Below are 15,854 nucleotides of genomic sequence, written 5' to 3'. Positions count from 1 at the left end.
AGCGGCGGCCTCATGGCGGGCTGCCGAGCGAGGCCTTCGCGAGGCCGGAGATCGCGTCCATGTCGGTCTGCACCGCGTCGAGCAGCGGGCCGAGCGCGAGCCGCAGCTGCTTCGGGTTCGGGTGCCGGAGGACGCGCGCCACGCTCTCCGCCGCCAGCTCGCTCAGATCGCGCTCCACGTAGCGATCGATGTGGGCGCTCGACAGCGCGAAGCCCGGGAAGGCGGTGCGGCAGAGCGCGTCGACCAGCTCGCCCACGAGGCCCGGCGCGATGGCCGCGGTGCTCAGCGCCATCCGGGCCTTCTGCGCGCTGATCGTGCACGACTCGGTGCGCAGCTGGCTGATCACGGGCGAGCCGAGCGCCGCGTGCCAGCGCGAGAGCTCGGCCGCCCGGCTCGCCTCGAACTCGCCCGGCGGCGCCTCGGAGACCGGCAGGAGCGCCGCCAGGTGATCGGCCGAGCCGGGATCGATCGCGACGCGGCGCACGATGATCAGGTCGTGCGCACGCAGACATCCGAGGAGCAGCCGCGCTGACGCGTCGCGCAGGAGCGGCGCGAGCGCGGCGGCGATCACCGTGGGGGGCGAGCCGATGAGCCCCGGGCTCGACCCCCGCCCGTTGCCCGCCCCCGCGCCGCGGAGGCGGTACGCGCTCGAGCTCGGCGGCGAGCGCACGCTGTTGGGAGGGGGGATGCTCGACGGCGGGTTGGGGTCGACGACCGGCGATGCGCCGGGCACCTGCCCGAAGCCGCGGCTGCTCGGCGGCGCCGCGCTGGTGAGCCGGCCGGCGCCGCCCGCCGGCGGCCGGCTCGACGGCGCGCGCGCGCCGGCGCTCCGCGGCGCATCCTGGAAGAGCGGCGGCACCGGGGTCGGCCTGCTGCGCCGCGACTGCGTGGTGCGCTCGGCCACGACGTGCAGGGACGCGAGCTCGATCGCGCGCAGCGCCGGGACGCCGCGCGGCGCGCGGGCCGCGATCGCCGCGGCGAGCTCTGCCTCCCTGCCGAGGAGCGGCTCCTGCTCGCCGGTCTCGCGCAGCAGGTCTCCGGCGAGCTGCGCGCATCGCTCCGCGGCCCTCTCGGCGGCGCTCTGCGTCTGCGGATCCTTGAAATAGAGCGTTAACTTTCCCCTCACGGTCTCGCGGCGCATGGCTGCCGTGACGACCTGCGAAGCGCTCTCGACATCGGCAGGTTCGCGGCTCCCGAAAGGCCAGAATCCCATGCGGCCATTCTCGCGCGATCCGTGGCCCGGGCGCGAGCGCTTCGAGCGCGCGCGCCCTCACGCCCGCTCAGTGGCGAGGCGGAACCGATACATAGCGATTGCCGCGCTCGTAGAAGCGCCACGGTTTCTTCGCCCACACACCTGCGTAGTCCACGTTGATGCGAGGCGACCTGCCGATGGGCCCGGCCGCGCCGGGGAGCAGCGAGAGCTGGGCTCCGCAGACATCCATCCCGTAGGCGGAGCGGTCGAGCCCCAGGGCCTTGCAGAGCTTACCAGGGCCGTTGGTCAGCTCGACCCGCCCGGGCGCGACGCCCCGCCGGCGGCTCATGAGCGTGAGCCCCAGCACAGGCTCGATGGCGCGCACGAGCACCACGTGCGGCTCCCCCTCCGAGGCCACGACGAGGTTGAACGCCCAGTGCATGCCGTAGAGCATGAACATATAGGCGTGGCCCGCCGGGCCGAACATGACCTCCGTCCGCACGGTCCGTCGCCCTCCGGCGCTGTGCGCGGCGAGATCTTCCGGGCCGCGGTAGGCCTCGGTCTCGACGATCCGTCCGGCGGCGATGCCCTCGGGGCTCCTGTGGACGAGCACCTTGCCGATGCACGCCCGCGCGACGAGGAGCGGGGGGCGAGCGTAGAAGTCGCGCGGCAGCGGCGCCGCTCCTTCGAGGAGCGCGGCGGCTCCGTCGCGGGGCGTGTGAGGCTCGGGCGTGGGGCGCATGGCGGGCTCTCGGCTCTCCGGCGGGATGTCCGGCGCGCGGGACGAGCGCGCCCCGCTCAGGGGGGGCGCGCCGCCCGGAAGCGCTCGTCGATGAACGAGAGCACGTCGTCGCGGTGCTTCGTGGCCCGGAGCTCGTGATGGAACACCGCCGCGATGCGCATGCCGGGCTCGATGACGTAGGTGACCCGCCGGGCGACGCCGATGATCGGCCAGAGGACGCCGTAGGCGCGGCTCACGCTGCGGTCGTCGTCGGCGATCATCGGGAAAGGGACCTTGTTCGACCCGGCGAACCTGCACTGCGTCCTGTGATCATCGGTGCTGATGCCGACGATGCTCGCCCCGGCGAGCACGAGCTCGGCGTGGTTGTCGCGGAACTGCCGGGTCTCGACGGTGCATCCGGGCGTGAACGCCTTCGGGAAGAAGAACACGACCGTGCAGAGCCCGCCCTGCCCGGACAGCACGAAGCGCTGGCCATCCGTCGCCAGCTTGTCGATCTCCGGCGCGAGCTCACCGACCTTCAGCATGTCGCGGCAATCTGCCGCAAGTCGCCGCCCGCGTCGACAGGCGAGGCGGCGCGGCGCGCTGACGCGGCGTGCCGCGCTCCACCCGCGCGACGTCACGTGTCGATGCCGAGCCGCTTCAGCCGGTAATAGAGGGTCGTTCGCTGCATGCCGAACTGCCGCGCGACCTCCGCCTTGTTCCCTCCGCAGCGCTCGAGGGCGGCGAGGAGCTCCCGCCGCTCGATGTCGTCGAGCTGCGAGCTCAGGTCGAGCTTCGGCCGCGACGACGCCGGCGAGGCGAGCGCCTTTGCGGTCGCGTCCGCCTCCGGGTCCGCGGCCTTCGGCGCGCGGGCGGGCGGCTCGGCCGGCTGGGGGCGCGCGGTGAACGCGAGGTGCTCGGGCAGGATCACGTCGCCGCGGGAGAGGATGGCGGCGCGCTCGACCACGTTCTCCAGCTCGCGCGTGTTCCCCGGCCACGCAGAGGCCGTGAGCTTCGCGATCGCCTCGTCCGAGAGCGCCGTGGCCGCGCGCGCGTTGCGGCGCGCGACCTTGCGCAGGAAGTGCTCGGCGAGGGCGAGGATGTCCTCGCGCCGCTCCCGGAGCGGCGGCAGCCGCAGCGGGAACACCGAGAGCCGGGAGACGAGCTCGGGCAGCACGCCCGCGCGCGCCCACGCCTCCTCGATGCCGGGCGTGAGCGACAGCACGACGCGCACGTCGACGCGGGTGGTCTCGGTCGACCCGAGCCGCTCGACCTCGCCGTCGGTGAGCACGCGGAGCAGCCGCGCCTGGAGCGAGGGCGTGAGCGGCGCCGGCTCGTCGAGGTAGATCGTCCCCCGGTGGGCGAGATCGAGCCGGCCTGCTCGCTCGGCGAACGCGCCGTCGAAGGCGCCTCGCCGCCAGCCGAACAGCTCGCGCTCGAGCGCGTCGCCCCGGAACGCGGCGCACGTCACCTTGACGAACGGCTGCTCTTCCCGCGGGGAGCCCACGTGGATCGCCCGGGCGACGACCTCCTTCTCCGCCCCCTCCTCGCCCTCGATCAGCACGTGCGTCGCGGCCTTCGCCACCTCGCTGATCCGGGCGGCGACCTCGCGCATGGCCTCGCTCTCGCCGGCGATCTCCCCGAAATCGATCGGGTCCCGCTGCTCGCGCTCGAGGTAGCCGGCGTAGTGCGCGAGCTGCTCGCGCAGCCGCCGGTTCTCCCGGAGGGTCGCGACCCCGCCGATCGCCTGCCGGAGGATGACGGCGAGCTCCTTCGAGTTCCAGGGCTTCTGGACGTAGCGGTCGACCGCGCCCGAGTTGACCGCATCGATGAGCACCGCCATGTCCGCGTGGGCGGTGAGCAGCACGCCCGCGGCGTCCGGCCGCCGCTCCTTCGCCTGCTTGAGGAACTCGATACCGCTCATCCCCGGCATCCGCTGATCCGCGACGATCACCGCAGGATCGAGCCGATCGATGAGCGAGAGGGCCTCGGCGCCGCCCAGCGCATAGTGGAGCTTGAACGACTTTCTGAAGGCGAACCGGAACGCATCGAGGTTGTCCTGCTCGTCGTCGACGACGAGGACGTCGAAGCTGTTCCAGTCCAGATCGCGCATCGGGTCGCCCTGCCTCCCAGAGTTACTACAGCTCGGCGCGACCGTGACAGCGGAGGTGGCGCGCCCGGGCGCGCGCGCGCCTGCGCCGCGTCCGGACGGGGGGGAGCATTCGGCCGACCGCGACGCCGGCGGCACCGGGGCGGATCGATTTCTCCGCCGGCCCAGAAATACGCGGTAAGCTCCGCGCCCGCCCGCGAAGAGGACGGGCTGGGCGAGCCCCCCACGGAGGAAGCCGGATCATGCTCGAGGACGTCATCAAGGAGCTGCGCGAAGGGATCGACAAGGCCATCGAAGCTCTCCGGCGAGACCTGTCGAAGGTGCGCACCGGGCGCGCGAACGCGGCCATGCTCGACGGCATCCGCGTCGATTACTACGGCGTGCCGACGCCGCTCGTGCAGATGGCCACCGTGTCCGTGCCGGAGCCGCGGCTCATCACGGTCAAGCCCTGGGAGAAGAACCAGGTGAAGGCGGTCGATAAGGCGATCCGGGAGAGCGACCTCGGCCTGAACCCCCAGGTCGACGCGGATCTCATCCGGCTCCCGATCCCGCCGCTGACCGAGGAGCGGCGCCGCGAGATGGTGAAGCTGACGAAGAAGAACGGAGAGGACTGTAAAGTTGCCATCCGGAAGCATCGTCGGGACGCCAACGAGATGATCGACACCCTCGAAAAGGACGGCGAGGTCAGCGGAGACGAGGCCGACCGCTCGAAGAAGAAGGTCGAGGACGCGGTGGCCGAGGGGACGAGGCTGGTCGACGCGGTGATCGCCGCCAAGGAAAAGGACATCCTGGACGTGTGAGCGGGATCCGCGGCAGCGTGGCGCCGGCCACCGAGCTTGAAGACCGGGGCGGTGGCGCCGCGCATGCGCCTCGCCGTGCTGCCGGCGCGCGACCCGAGGCCGTGCCGGGATCAAGGCCCGGGCCGACAATGAAGCGTTCAATGAAAAAGAGGCTTGCGGTCCCCCCGGTTCGAGTCGGTAGGATCAGGAAGGTCGGCGAGTGGACTTTGGTGGACGTTGGAAGACGCCCATTGTGGTGCGAGAGGCCCTGCTTGACAGGTTTTCGGTAGCATGAAACGGTTGGTGTTCGAAGCCGAAGGCCCGGAGCCGTCTCAAGGATTCCCGAGGTTATGCGAGCGATCGCTTCAGGAATGACGGACGTTGGTCTCCAACGCGACCACAACGAGGACAGCTACGCCGTCTTATCGGAGTACGATCTGTTCATCGTCGCGGACGGCATGGGGGGCCACCGCGCGGGGGACGTCGCCAGCAGGCTGGCGACCGAGTCGATCGCGGACTTCTTCCGGTCCACGTCGCGGGAGGACGCCACCTGGCCGTTCCACTTCGACACAAGCCTGTCGGAGGAGGAGAACCGGCTCCAGGCGGGCATCCGCGTGGCCAACCGCCAGATCTTCGAGCGCAGCATCCGGTCGCGCGACTGCGCCGGGATGGGCACGACGGTCGTGGGGGCGCTCTTCTCGAAGAAGAAGAACCGCATCTACGTCGGCCACGTCGGCGACAGCCGCGCGTACCGCGTCCGCAAGGGCTCGATCAGCCAGCTCACGCGCGATCACTCGCTGTTCAACGACTACATCATGGCGATGCCCGAGCTCACCGAGGAGCAGCGGGCCGAGCTCCCGCGCAACGTCATCACCCGCGCGCTCGGGATGAACGACAGCGTCGCCGTGGATCTGATCAACGACGAGCCGCAGCCCGGCGACGTCTACCTGCTCTGCTCCGATGGCCTGAGCGGGATGCTCTCGGACGACCAGATCCTCCAGATCGTGAGCTCGACCGCGGAGGTGCCGGAGATGTGCCGCCGGCTCATCGCCAAGGCCAACGAGAACGGCGGCGAGGACAACATCACGGCGCTCGTGATCCGGATCGACGATCAGGACGAGGCCGCGCTCCCGAACAGCGCGACCCTCGGCCCGCCCGCCGACTCGCAGCAGGTCAACATGGGCGAGCGATCGACGGTCCCGGCGGCGTCGGGCTCGCGCTCCGAGAAGAACTGACGCCCGGGGCGCGCGGTCAGCACCCCGGGCGTCCGGGTCGGCTCAGGCCCCGCAGCTGTCGAAGGACAGGGTGCCCAGCCTGATCTCGCAGATATCCCGGCCGCTCTTCACGGCCGTGCACTCGAAGGCGACCCAGATCTTGCCTGCGTCGACCCCCTGCTCGCTCTCGGGGTCGAACCAGAACGTGCACTGTTCCTCCGTCGTGGAGGTGAAGGCGATGCCGCTCGTCCTCGCCGACGAGAAGCTGACGCTGCCGGTGGCGGGCATCTCTCTCGTCGCGGTGGGGCTGATGCCGTCGATCTTGACGCGGATCTCCGTGGCGGTGGCGCTGTTCTTGGCCCTCCCCGTGACGGCGAAGGTGCCCGATCCGGTCACGGAGCAGTCGACCGTGGCGCCTTCCTCGCCGTCGGCGAGCATCCGGGTCTTCTGGTCGGCGGTGACGTCGCCGAGGATCTCCGAGTGCCCTGACACGTTGCAGTCGATGCCTGGGTCGACGAAGTTCAGGGAGTAGGCGCCGCGCGGGATAGGCGCCTCGGCGTCGCTGCAGCCGAGGCCGAGCAGGGGTAGAAGACCGAGCACGGGCACGAAGCCGAGGCGGGCGAGACTCATGGCAAGCTCCGGTGGTAGATGGCGGCCCCGAGGCCGCACCTCGCTTCTATCGTATTCGGGGGTCCGCGATCAAACGGCGGCCGCGCCTCACGCGGCGAGCGCGCGCCTCCGCGCGCCGCGCGAGCGCGAGCCTCCGCGCCGCGGGCGCACGCGCGTCCGGCGCGCGCTCACGCGTGCGCGTCCCCCAGCGCCTGCGCGATGTCGTTCCAGAGGTCCTCGCTGGCCTCCAGGCCGACCGAGAGCCGGAGGAGGCCGTCGGCGATGCCGAGCGCCTCCCGCGCCGCCGCGGGCACGGAGGCGTGGGTCATGAGGGCGGGGTGCTCGGCGAGCGACTCGACGCCGCCGAGGCTCTCGGCGCAGGAGAAGATCGCGAGCCGCTCGAGGAACCGCGAGGCGACGGGGAGGCCGCCGCGCACGACGAGCGAGATCATCGCACCGGGCGCGAGCATCTGCCGCGCGGCGAGCGCGTGGCCGGCGTGCGTGGGCAGGCCGGGGTAGTGCACCGCCTGGACGGCGGGGTGCTCGGCGAGCTTCGCGGCGATGAGCGCGGCCGACGCGCACTGCTGGCGCACGCGCACGCCGAGCGTCTTGATCCCGCGGAGCACCATGTAGCAATCGAACGGGCTCGGCACGGCGCCGAGCGCGTTCTGCAGGAACCCGACCCGCTCGGCGAGCGCGTCCTCCGAGGTGATGAGCGCGCCGCCGACGACGTCCGAGTGCCCGTTCAGGTACTTCGTTGTCGAGTGCGCCACGACGTGGGCGCCGAGGTCGAGCGGCCGCTGGAGCACCGGCGTGGCGAACGTGTTGTCGACCACGAGCAGCGCCCCGTGCGCGCGCGCGACCCCGGCGATCCCGGCGATGTCGGAGATCTTGAGCATGGGGTTCGTCGGGGTCTCGATCCAGATCATCCGCGTGGCCGGGGTGAGGGCGCTGCGGACGACGTCGAGGTCGCTCATGTCGACCGAGGTCGAGCGGATGCCCATCGGCCGCATGACCTTGTCGAAAAGCCGGAACGTGCCGCCGTAGACGTCGTCACCCGAGAGCACGTGATCTCCGGGCCGGAGCGTGTGGAGCAGGGTGGCGGTCGCCGCGGAGCCGCTGCCGAAGGCGAAGCCGTGGCGCCCGCCCTCGAGCGCGGCGAGGCACGTCTCGAGCGCCTTGCGGGTGGGGTTGCCGCTGCGCGAGTACTCGAACCCCTTGTGATCGCCCGGCCGCTCCTGCGCGAAGGTGCTCGCGAGGACGATCGGCGTCATGACCGCGCCGCTCGTCGGATCCGGCGGCTGTCCGGCGTGGATGGCGAGCGTGTCGAGGGCGAGCCTGTCGTGACCTAGGTGGGGCTTCATGCGAGCGAGACTTATCCCATGGGCCGCGTGCGTCCACTCCTGGCGGGCACGAGGGCCCGGCGCGCGCGGGGTCCTCCCCCGCTTCCGCGGGCGGAGCTAGCCCTGCGGAGCGGCTGCGTCGAAGGCGTCGAGCAGCGCCCGCGCGCTCTCCACGCGGCGCGCTGGATCGCGATCGAGCGCGCGAACGAGCGCGCGGCGCTGCCCCGGCGAGAGCGCCTCCACCGCGGCGAGCGCCTCGAGGCGGAGGCCCGACTCGCCGATCTCGACAAGCTTCGCGGCCTGCTCGCGCGCGCGCGTGAGCGGCGCGCCGGTGGCGAAGGCGACGAGGGTCGCCGCCATTGCGTAGACGTCGCCGCGCGCGGTCGGCGGCGATTCGCCGCGGGCGATCTCGGGGGCAACGAACGGGAGGGTGCCCCGGTCGGCGGTCTCGAGATCCGGATCCATGCCGCGGAACCGCGCGGCGCCGAGATCGACGAGGCCGATGTCGCCGAGCGGACCGAGCAGCACGTGATCGGGGCCGAGATCGCCGTGGACGAAGCCGAGCGGTCCCCCGGCGTCCTCGAGCTCCTGGAGCTCGGCGAGGGTCTCGATCGCGGTCCGGACGACGTGGACGACGAGCGAGGCGGGCAGCGGCCGGCCGCGGCCGCGCCATCCGTCGAGCACGTCGCGGAGGGAGGCGCCCTCGCGCCGGCTCTCGAGGAGGAAGGGGCCGTGGCGGTCGGCGCCGACGCGCGCGAGCGCGGGCAGGGCAGGGTGCCGGGCGAGGGAGAGCGCCTTCGCCTCGCGGACCATGGCGGCCCGCCCGGCGTGCTCGTGGAGGACGCGGGGGACGAGGCGCTTGCACACGAGCGCGGGAGCGCGCGGCGGGCCTCCGAGCCGGACCAGCGCCACGTCGAACGTGGCGCCCGTGCCGAGGTGCTCGACAAACTCGGTGCCGTCGGGAGCGGGGTAGGGCATGGGCCCTCAGCCGCCCCCTCCCTGCGCCGGGGCCAGCTCGTCGCACTCGCGGAGCCACCGCAGCGCCTCGTCCGCGCCGTCGCTGCCGCGCATCGCGAGCGTCCACCGCGCGTCGCGCCAGCGCGCCGCGAACTCGGCCCAGCGCGCCGGCGCGCCTTCGCGCGCGGAGAGGGCGGCGATCCGGTCATCGAGGCTCTGGAACGGAAACACCGGCTTGCCGAGCCCGAACCGCGCCTGCATCCAGTGGACCACGCCGATGAGGAGGCCATACCGGCAGCGGCGGGTCGCCTCGTTCACGCCCACCACCGGCGACCTCCAGTCGAGGTGGATGTCATCGAGCTCCGGCGGCCGCGGCTCGCGCTTGCCCACGCAGACGTGCACCGCCTCCTGATCGGGCCGGTGCACCTCGCGCCAGCTGTCCGCGTCGAGCGGCTCGCCGCCCCGGAGGAGCGAGCCCATGCTCCCCGCGAGGGCGCCGAGCAGCGCGCCTCGCTGGTGCTCGATCCCCCCGAGGATCGTGTCGCGCGCCATGCGGCGGCCGCCCGTCCTCGCGAACTGGCCGTCGAGGCGCTCGCGCATCGCCGCCGGCTCGGCGTAGACCACCTTGAATCCCGCGCTCCCGCCGACCCACACGTTGCGCAGATACCTGATCTGCGTCCACAGCCCGAGCGTAGGGTCGATGTCGTGGAACCGCTCGAAGACGCGCGCAACCACGTTGACGCACGTCGGCCCGAGCCGGGTGAGCGCCTCGCCGAGGTCGCGGGGCGCGGGGGCGCCCCAGAACGCGTTGTCCAGGTTGAGCTCCGCCCCGGGGCTGCCGGCGAGCCGGTCGGCGAGGCTCCTCTCCAGCGCCTCGCGCAGCGGGCCTTCCAGCCAGGCGAGGTGCGGGCCCGCCCCTGCGTCGCGTGAGCCGGTCATGCGAACATCGTATCATGGCTGCCCGCGCGCCCGGGCGCCCGGGCGGCGCCGACGATGCGCGCGCTATCGACGACGCGCACGACGCCCGGCGCGCCCGCTCGGCGCCCCCCCGGGCGCCGGGCGTCGTGGCGCGGCGAGCTCGCCGGCGAGCGCTGCGCCGCGGCTGCCTGTAGGATGGCGACGCACCTGCACGGGGGGAGGGAGGTGGCCAACTTTTCTTCGCGTCATGCGGCATATCTCTGCGTTCCGCGCGAACGTGCTAGAAGTCTTGAGAACGGCATGGATCCCAAGATCTTGGAGATGCTCTTCATCGCTGTTAGCAACGGCGTCGCCCTCTTCATCGGCGCTTACCTGGCGCGCAGATCGGCAGATCTCAGCGCGGATCGGCGGGCCGAGCACGAGGAGAGGGCGGAGCTCCAGAGACAGCGGCGGGAAGCGCTCCTGGTGCGACTGGCCCTCCAGCGGCGCGCGCTCGACGACTACGCGCGGACGATCGTCCGGTGGTCCTCGGCGCCTGCGGCCGGGGCGCCGCGCTCGAGGGAGGAAGACCTCGCGGCGGACCAGGAGTCCATCGCGATGTACGCGCACATGGCCAACGCGTTCGGGAGCCGCCAGTTCGCCGAGCAGGCCGCCGCGACGCTGCACGCGGTGCGCGCCGGCCGGGGCAATGCCCAGGTCTTCCCGTTCTCCGTGCAGATCGCCTCCGCCTGCTACCAGGAGATGATCCGGGCGATCTCCGAGCTCGAGAAGGAGATCGGCCTGCCGGCGCCGCGGTCGCCCGCGCGGCCGTTCCTCCCGGACGAGGAGCTCGCGAAGGAGGCGACTCGGCTGTTCTCCAGGAACGTCGTGGAGCGCTCCGGGATCGATCTCGGCATGGTCGATCAGATCCTGGAGCGCGTCCGGGTGAACCCGTCCGAGGAGACGGACAGCCCCAGATAGAGCTCACGCCTCCGGCTTCACTGGCTCCATCCCAGCCGGATGAGGGCGTAGAAGACCAGGAGGCGAGGCACCCGGAACAGCACCATGGTCAAGAAGTACCGCGGCGGGATCCGGTACAGCCCCGACATGTAGCAGAGCATCGAGAAGGGGATCGGCGAGAGGCTCCCGACGGCGATCGCCCAGTACCCGTAACGGTCGAAGAGCCGGTCTATCCTGGGCCGCGTCCGCTCGAGGCGCGCCGCGAAGATGCGGAGACGCGCGAGGTGGCCGGCGAGGCGGTACCCCGTGTAGCCGGCGAGGAGCGAGGCCGCCGAGATCGTGATCATGGGCGCGACCTGCGAGCCTCCCGAGGAGATCGCCGTCAGCATGTAGAACTGCGGCGGGATCGGGAAGGAGAACGCATCGGCGAGGTAGGTGCCGACGAACATCCCGGCGAGGCCGAAGCGCTGCACGAACCCGCGGCCGAGCGCGTCGAGCTGATCGCGCGCGAGGTGCGCCGCGAGCGCGATGAGCGCGAAGAGCGCGCCCAGGCTGAGCGCCAGCTGGACCAGCGTGCGCCACAGATCTCGCCGGTCGTCGCGCCGGCGCGGCTCGCTCGTCTGCGGCGTCAGACCGCCTCCTGCCGGCGGCGCTGGAGCCGCTCGATGATCCGCCTGCTGCGGAGCGTGCTCTGAAAGATCCGCGTCGCCTTCTCGAGGGCGTCGAGGAGCCTCTGCGCGGCGCCGTGCTTGTCGACGTAGGCGAACGGCCGGTGCGCGTTGATGACCTCGAACGAGTCCTTCTCGTCCTGATACGCCGAATAGAAGATCACGGGCACTTCCGGCTGCACCTTCCGGATCTGGTCGCAGACCCAGAAGCCGTCCTGCCCCGACATCCGCACATCGATGATCACGGCGCAGGTATCCTCGGTGAACGCGGCGACCCCGTCCAGGGCCGAGGTGCACACGACGAGGTGATATCGCTCCGAGAGGAGGGCGCCGAGCGGCTGCCAGAGGCTCCTGTCCTCGTCGACCACGAGCACGAGAGGGAGCCGCGTGGACTCGGGCTTCTCGCGATCCGGCCGCTGGGCTGGGTCGGCCTCGAGCAGGGTATCGGATTCCTTGGAGGACATTCGGCCTGGGACGTGGAGGGCGCGTCGGGGCGCCCATGCCACGATGTACCACGTCCTGCGCATCGAGCCAGCGCGGCGGCGCGGCGAGGTTGCCGTGCGCGCGCGCGGGAGCGGCGCGCCGTGGGCGGCGGCGTGGGATTCGTCTATGCTGGGCGCGGCGGCGTGGCCTCATGGTGAGGCCTGCAGGCCTGTTGCAGAGCGCTGCGATCGTGCCGGGTCGCGCGCTCGTCTTCTCGTGCGCTGACCCGGGCTGCCGGCAGCCGGTCGCTCGCCGGGAAGAGCCCTACAACCGAGATGAGCTGCCCATGAAGAACGCAGGACTCCGATCGATTCGCCTCGTCATCGCCGCCGCTCTCGGCCTCTCTGCCGCGGGCGCCGCCGGGTGCAAGGGAGAAGAGAGCTTGCACGCGTGCAGTGAGCTCTGCAAGCACCGCATCCTCTGCGCGGAGGAGCAAGAGGCACCGCCGCCGAGCCAGACCAGCTGTGAGACCGCGTGCCTCGGCATGGAGGGAGCCGATCTCGTGGAACGAACCGAGGCGTGCGTGAACGAGGCGTCCTGTGATTATGTCGCGTGCGCGGACCCCTGAGCCCGGCGAGCGCCTGCGCGGGAGGCGGGGCGCGCCGCGCCTCCCGGCCGGATGTCCGGCGCGATGATGTCCGGCGCGATCACGGCTCCGCGTCGCACTCGGGCGCGTCGCGGAGCTTGCCCGAGGTGTGCGGTCCGTCGAAGCGCAGGAGCTCGAGATCGACCAGATCGAGGCTCTTGAACGTCAGGTCCAGCGGGCCGACCGACACGCCGGCTTCCGCCTCGGCGTAGGCGCGCACGCCGCCGTCGACCCGCGCGTCGTACGAGCAGTAGGGCGGCGCGGTCTCCGCGCTGACGCGCGCATACGCCTGGACTCCGATGTTCGGACCGAGGATGCCGTACAGGCGCGCTCGGAGCTCGGCGCCGGCGCTCACCTTGCCGGACGCCGTGATCGGGCCGGGCGCCCCGATCGAGGCTGTCCCCGAGGCCGAGCACGAGGGCTCCCAGATCGTGCGCCACGTCTCGTTCTTGTACTCGACCCCGGCCCTGAGCTCGGCGGTCGTCTGCGCCTCGGCCACGACCTCGGCGGCCGTGAAGGACAGCCCCACGTCGGCCTTCGCCCTCGGCACGACGTTCGTCGTGACGACGATGGGCACGGGGCCCACCCAGAACGTCAGCGTCGGCAGCGGCACGCTGGGGACGCCCCCGGCGAGCTCGAGGAGATCGACGGTGCAGCGCCCCGTGATCGTGCCGGCGCCGTGGAGCTCGGCGCTCACGTCGAGCCTGCCCGACGCGACGAAGCGGAGCTGCTTCAGCTCCGGCACCGGGTTGATGGTGCCCCGCGGGCCGACGTGGACCTCGAAGTCGAGCACCGGAGAGAGCTCGGCCGTGACGTCGAGCGCCGCCGTCCCGTGCGCGCCGACCCCGCACGAGGCCGGGAGCGAGGCCGAGGAGAGCTCGAACAGCTTCATCGAGGCGCCGGACGAGATCTTCAGGGCTTCCGCCTGGCTCGCGATCTGCTCGCCGTCCTCCACGCCGATCTCGCGAGCGCGCGCGAGGTGCTCGTCGATGGCCTGCGCGTACTCGCGCGCGTCGTAGTGGACGTGGAAATGCCCTTCGGTGATGAACTCCGTGAGGTCGGCGGGCGTCGTCTCGAGCGCGACCCGCGCCGCGTCGAGCACGCGGACGCGCACGACGCGGGCGAGGTAGCCGCCGCCCTGCGTGCCGCCGAGCACGTCGCCCGCGGCGAACGGCGGCAGGCTGCCGTCGTGGGTGATGACGAGCTCGTGATCCCCGAGCTCCGCGGCGACGAACCCCGGCTCCTTCTCGGGGACGCGGGCGCGCTCGGACAGCTTGAGCGGCTGGACGACATCGACAGCGCCGGGGGCCGGCAGCTCGGCAGGATCCGCGACATCGTCCGGCGGGGCGGCGCACGCCGCGAGCCCGGGCGCGAAGGCCGCGAGGAAAACGGCAGAGATGAGGCGCGCGGCCAGCGCGCGGCTCCCAGGGAGAGTGGTTTTCATGCGCGCCGACGCTACGCAGGTACTGTGGCGAACGGGTTACAGAGGCGAGACTTGCTGTCTCCGGGAGAGGGGATAATGGCTCACCGCGATGGGGAGATATCCATGAATCGAGCTCTGCGGTGCGCCAGAAGAGTAGTTATTGAATCGAGCGATTCGCGGGGTGATGCGCGAGCGCGCTCTTGATGTGACGTGCGAGCGCGCTCATGGAGAGCGACCGCCTGGAGCGCGTCGCGCGCTCGGACGAGGGCATGCCTGCGCGAAGTCGGCCGGGGGAGGACGTCCGTGGCTCGCGGGTGGCTCGGGGATGGAGCGCATGGCCCGGACGCGCGCGTCGCTCCCCGTGGGCAGGGGCGCGCGGCTCGACGGGTCGGGCTGCTGCGCGGGCGCTGGAGGCACCGCGCTCGCCAAGCGGCGCTTGCCGGGGCCGCCGTCCCTGGCGATGGGCGGGGCGTTGCCCGCGCCGCCGGGAGGCACCCGTGTGCACGCGCATGCCCGTGAGGCCCACGCGCGCCGTCGGGTCGCCGCTTTCGCTAACGATTTCGGGCTGTTCTACCTGGGGTGAGTAACGGGAATCGAACCCGCGACAACTGGAGCCACAATCCAGTGCTCTACCAACTGAGCTATACCCACCGTTCTTCGCGGCCCGGGGGCTGCGAAGGCCTGGCAGAATACTCAGCTCCGCGCAGAGTGCAATCGGGTAAACGCTCCGCGCGTCGCTCTTTCCCTCCCGCGGCCTCCGGCGGCCTCCCGCGCCCCGAGGATTTGCGCCCCCCCGCCCCGGGCGGCTCGTTCAGAGCGTCGCCCACCGGCGCAGCGCGACCCGGCGGGCGCGGTCGAGGTCCGCGCGGTGGCGCGTCGAGATCGGCGCGCGCTGCGCCGGCGGCCCGGCCGCGCCGGTCGGCTCGTCCGCCGTCTCGCGGCCGGAAGCCGCGAGCAGCGCCGCCGTGAGCGAGCTCTCGAGGGCGGCCAGGTCGTAGCCGCCCTCCAGGAAGATCGCGAGCCGCCCCCCCGCCTTCGCCTTCGCCATCGCCGCGAGCCGGCGACCCATCGCCGCGTAGGCCGAGCGCGACAGCTTCATCGCCGCCATCGGATCGCGCTCGTGCGCGTCGAACCCGGCCGAGACCAGGATGAGCTCGGGCGCGTACTCGTCGAGCACCGGCAGGACGAGCTCGTCGAACGCCGCCTCGTAGACCGCATCCGTCGCCCCGTCGGACAGCGGCACGTTCACCGTGTAGCCGGAGCCCTCGCCGCCGCCGAGCTCCTCGGCGGCGCCGGTGCCGGGATAGAACGGCCACTGGTGCAGCGAGCAGAACAGCACCCGCGGGTCGTCCCAGAAGATGTCCTGCGTGCCGTTGCCGTGGTGCACGTCGAAGTCGATCACCGCCACCCGCGAGAGCCCGCTGTTCAACGCGGCCCTCGCCGCCACGGCGACGTTGTTCAGGAGGCAGAAGCCCATGCCCGCGTCGCGCGTCGCGTGGTGGCCGGGCGGCCGCAGCAGCGCGACCCCGAGCCGGCCGGGGCCGGCGAGCACCGCCTCGACCAGCGCCACCGCGGCGCCGGCGCCGCGCCTCGCCGCGTCGACCGAGCGCGGGACGACGTACGTGTCGGGGTCGAGCGCCGCGTAGTGCCCGCTGACCCGACCCAGCGACTCCAGGTACCGGGGGGCGTGGACCCGGGCGAGCTCTTCCTCGGTGGCGTCGCGCGTCGCGACGCTCTCGAGCGAGAGGCCGGACGCCGCGCAGCGCTCGATCGCCCGCCGGGCGGCCTCGAGGCGCTCCGGGCGCTCGGGGTGGGCGCCGCGCGCGCGATGTTGTTCAAACAGCGCGTCGTCGACGACGTAGAGGCGCGGGGCCTCGGAGTGCGGCTGATTCAAGTGCACCATGAGCTGGGT

16 protein-coding genes and 1 tRNA gene are annotated in these 15,854 nt (G+C 72.3%); 4 read left to right on the top strand and 13 right to left on the bottom strand.

Annotation, left to right across the window (positions count from 1 at the left end; all coding sequences use genetic code 11):
* Nucleotides 1–10: 10 nt before the first annotated feature.
* The 4 genes from WMF36_RS32545 to WMF36_RS32530 form a co-directional block, all read right to left on the bottom strand.
* Nucleotides 11–1,126 carry a hypothetical protein gene (locus tag WMF36_RS32545; RefSeq protein ID WP_437574658.1) on the bottom strand — a complete coding sequence of 372 codons (1,116 nt, stop codon included), beginning with the start codon at nt 1,124–1,126 and terminating at the stop codon, nt 11–13.
* Nucleotides 1,127–1,280: 154 nt separating this feature from the next.
* Nucleotides 1,281–1,934: a DNA-3-methyladenine glycosylase gene (locus tag WMF36_RS32540; RefSeq protein ID WP_437574657.1), complete on the bottom strand. Its 654-nt coding sequence runs from the start codon at nt 1,932–1,934 to the stop codon at nt 1,281–1,283.
* A 56-nt stretch (nt 1,935–1,990) separates the two neighbouring features.
* Nucleotides 1,991–2,458: a peroxiredoxin gene (locus WMF36_RS32535; protein WP_437574656.1), complete on the bottom strand. Its 468-nt coding sequence runs from the start codon at nt 2,456–2,458 to the stop codon at nt 1,991–1,993.
* A gap of 92 nt (nt 2,459–2,550) precedes the next feature.
* Nucleotides 2,551–4,026, bottom strand: coding sequence for a sigma-54-dependent transcriptional regulator (locus WMF36_RS32530; RefSeq protein WP_437574655.1), 1,476 nt, complete (start codon nt 4,024–4,026; stop codon nt 2,551–2,553).
* 239 nt (nt 4,027–4,265) lie between these two features.
* Here WMF36_RS32530 and frr point away from each other — a divergent pair, with 239 nt between their 5' ends.
* Both frr and WMF36_RS32520 read left to right on the top strand, forming a co-directional pair.
* The gene (frr, locus tag WMF36_RS32525) at nt 4,266–4,823 is read left to right on the top strand and encodes a ribosome recycling factor (RefSeq protein ID WP_437574654.1); all 558 of its coding nucleotides are present in this window, start codon (nt 4,266–4,268) and stop codon (nt 4,821–4,823) included.
* Nucleotides 4,824–5,173: 350 nt separating this feature from the next.
* Nucleotides 5,174–6,037, top strand: a complete 864-nt coding sequence (locus WMF36_RS32520; RefSeq protein ID WP_437574653.1) for a Stp1/IreP family PP2C-type Ser/Thr phosphatase — start codon at nt 5,174–5,176, stop codon at nt 6,035–6,037.
* Nucleotides 6,038–6,079: 42 nt separating this feature from the next.
* Here WMF36_RS32520 and WMF36_RS32515 read toward each other — a convergent pair whose 3' ends face one another.
* The 4 genes from WMF36_RS32515 to WMF36_RS32500 all read right to left on the bottom strand — a co-directional run bounded on the left by WMF36_RS32515 (nt 6,080) and on the right by WMF36_RS32500 (nt 9,864).
* The gene (locus WMF36_RS32515) at nt 6,080–6,646 is read right to left on the bottom strand and encodes a hypothetical protein (RefSeq protein ID WP_437574652.1); all 567 of its coding nucleotides are present in this window, start codon (nt 6,644–6,646) and stop codon (nt 6,080–6,082) included.
* A gap of 167 nt (nt 6,647–6,813) precedes the next feature.
* Complete coding sequence (locus tag WMF36_RS32510; RefSeq protein WP_437574651.1) at nt 6,814–7,989, bottom strand: cystathionine gamma-synthase; 1,176 nt, start codon at nt 7,987–7,989, stop codon at nt 6,814–6,816.
* Between the two features lie 96 nt (nt 7,990–8,085).
* Nucleotides 8,086–8,946, bottom strand: a complete 861-nt coding sequence (locus WMF36_RS32505) for a protein kinase domain-containing protein (RefSeq protein ID WP_437574650.1) — start codon at nt 8,944–8,946, stop codon at nt 8,086–8,088.
* A gap of 6 nt (nt 8,947–8,952) precedes the next feature.
* Nucleotides 8,953–9,864: a hypothetical protein gene (locus WMF36_RS32500; RefSeq protein WP_437574649.1), complete on the bottom strand. Its 912-nt coding sequence runs from the start codon at nt 9,862–9,864 to the stop codon at nt 8,953–8,955.
* A gap of 279 nt (nt 9,865–10,143) precedes the next feature.
* Between WMF36_RS32500 and WMF36_RS32495 the strand changes: the two genes are divergently transcribed.
* Nucleotides 10,144–10,803 carry a hypothetical protein gene (locus tag WMF36_RS32495; protein ID WP_437574648.1) on the top strand — a complete coding sequence of 220 codons (660 nt, stop codon included), beginning with the start codon at nt 10,144–10,146 and terminating at the stop codon, nt 10,801–10,803.
* 17 nt (nt 10,804–10,820) lie between these two features.
* Here WMF36_RS32495 and WMF36_RS32490 read toward each other — a convergent pair whose 3' ends face one another.
* Together WMF36_RS32490 and WMF36_RS32485 are read right to left on the bottom strand one after the other, a co-directional pair.
* Complete coding sequence (locus WMF36_RS32490; protein WP_437574647.1) at nt 10,821–11,255, bottom strand: YqaA family protein; 435 nt, start codon at nt 11,253–11,255, stop codon at nt 10,821–10,823.
* A 155-nt stretch (nt 11,256–11,410) separates the two neighbouring features.
* Nucleotides 11,411–11,914: a response regulator gene (locus tag WMF36_RS32485; protein WP_437574646.1), complete on the bottom strand. Its 504-nt coding sequence runs from the start codon at nt 11,912–11,914 to the stop codon at nt 11,411–11,413.
* Nucleotides 11,915–12,219: 305 nt separating this feature from the next.
* Between WMF36_RS32485 and WMF36_RS32480 the strand changes: the two genes are divergently transcribed.
* The gene (locus WMF36_RS32480; RefSeq protein WP_437574645.1) at nt 12,220–12,501 is read left to right on the top strand and encodes a hypothetical protein; all 282 of its coding nucleotides are present in this window, start codon (nt 12,220–12,222) and stop codon (nt 12,499–12,501) included.
* Nucleotides 12,502–12,580: 79 nt separating this feature from the next.
* Here WMF36_RS32480 and WMF36_RS32475 read toward each other — a convergent pair whose 3' ends face one another.
* The 3 genes from WMF36_RS32475 to WMF36_RS32465 all read right to left on the bottom strand — a co-directional run bounded on the left by WMF36_RS32475 (nt 12,581) and on the right by WMF36_RS32465 (nt 15,845).
* Complete coding sequence (locus WMF36_RS32475; RefSeq protein ID WP_437574644.1) at nt 12,581–13,963, bottom strand: hypothetical protein; 1,383 nt, start codon at nt 13,961–13,963, stop codon at nt 12,581–12,583.
* A gap of 554 nt (nt 13,964–14,517) precedes the next feature.
* A tRNA-His gene (locus WMF36_RS32470) sits at nt 14,518–14,593 on the bottom strand.
* Between the two features lie 160 nt (nt 14,594–14,753).
* Entirely contained in the window at nt 14,754–15,845 is a 1,092-nt protein-coding gene (locus tag WMF36_RS32465; protein ID WP_437479100.1) for a histone deacetylase family protein, read from the bottom strand.
* Nucleotides 15,846–15,854 lie beyond the last annotated feature (9 nt).

It is taken from the genome of Sorangium sp. So ce887 (assembly GCF_051521455.1).
Classification (GTDB): domain Bacteria; phylum Myxococcota_A; class Polyangia; order Polyangiales; family Polyangiaceae; genus Sorangium.
Note: the sequence above shows the minus strand (reverse complement) of the source record. Positions and strands in the feature narration are given on the sequence as shown.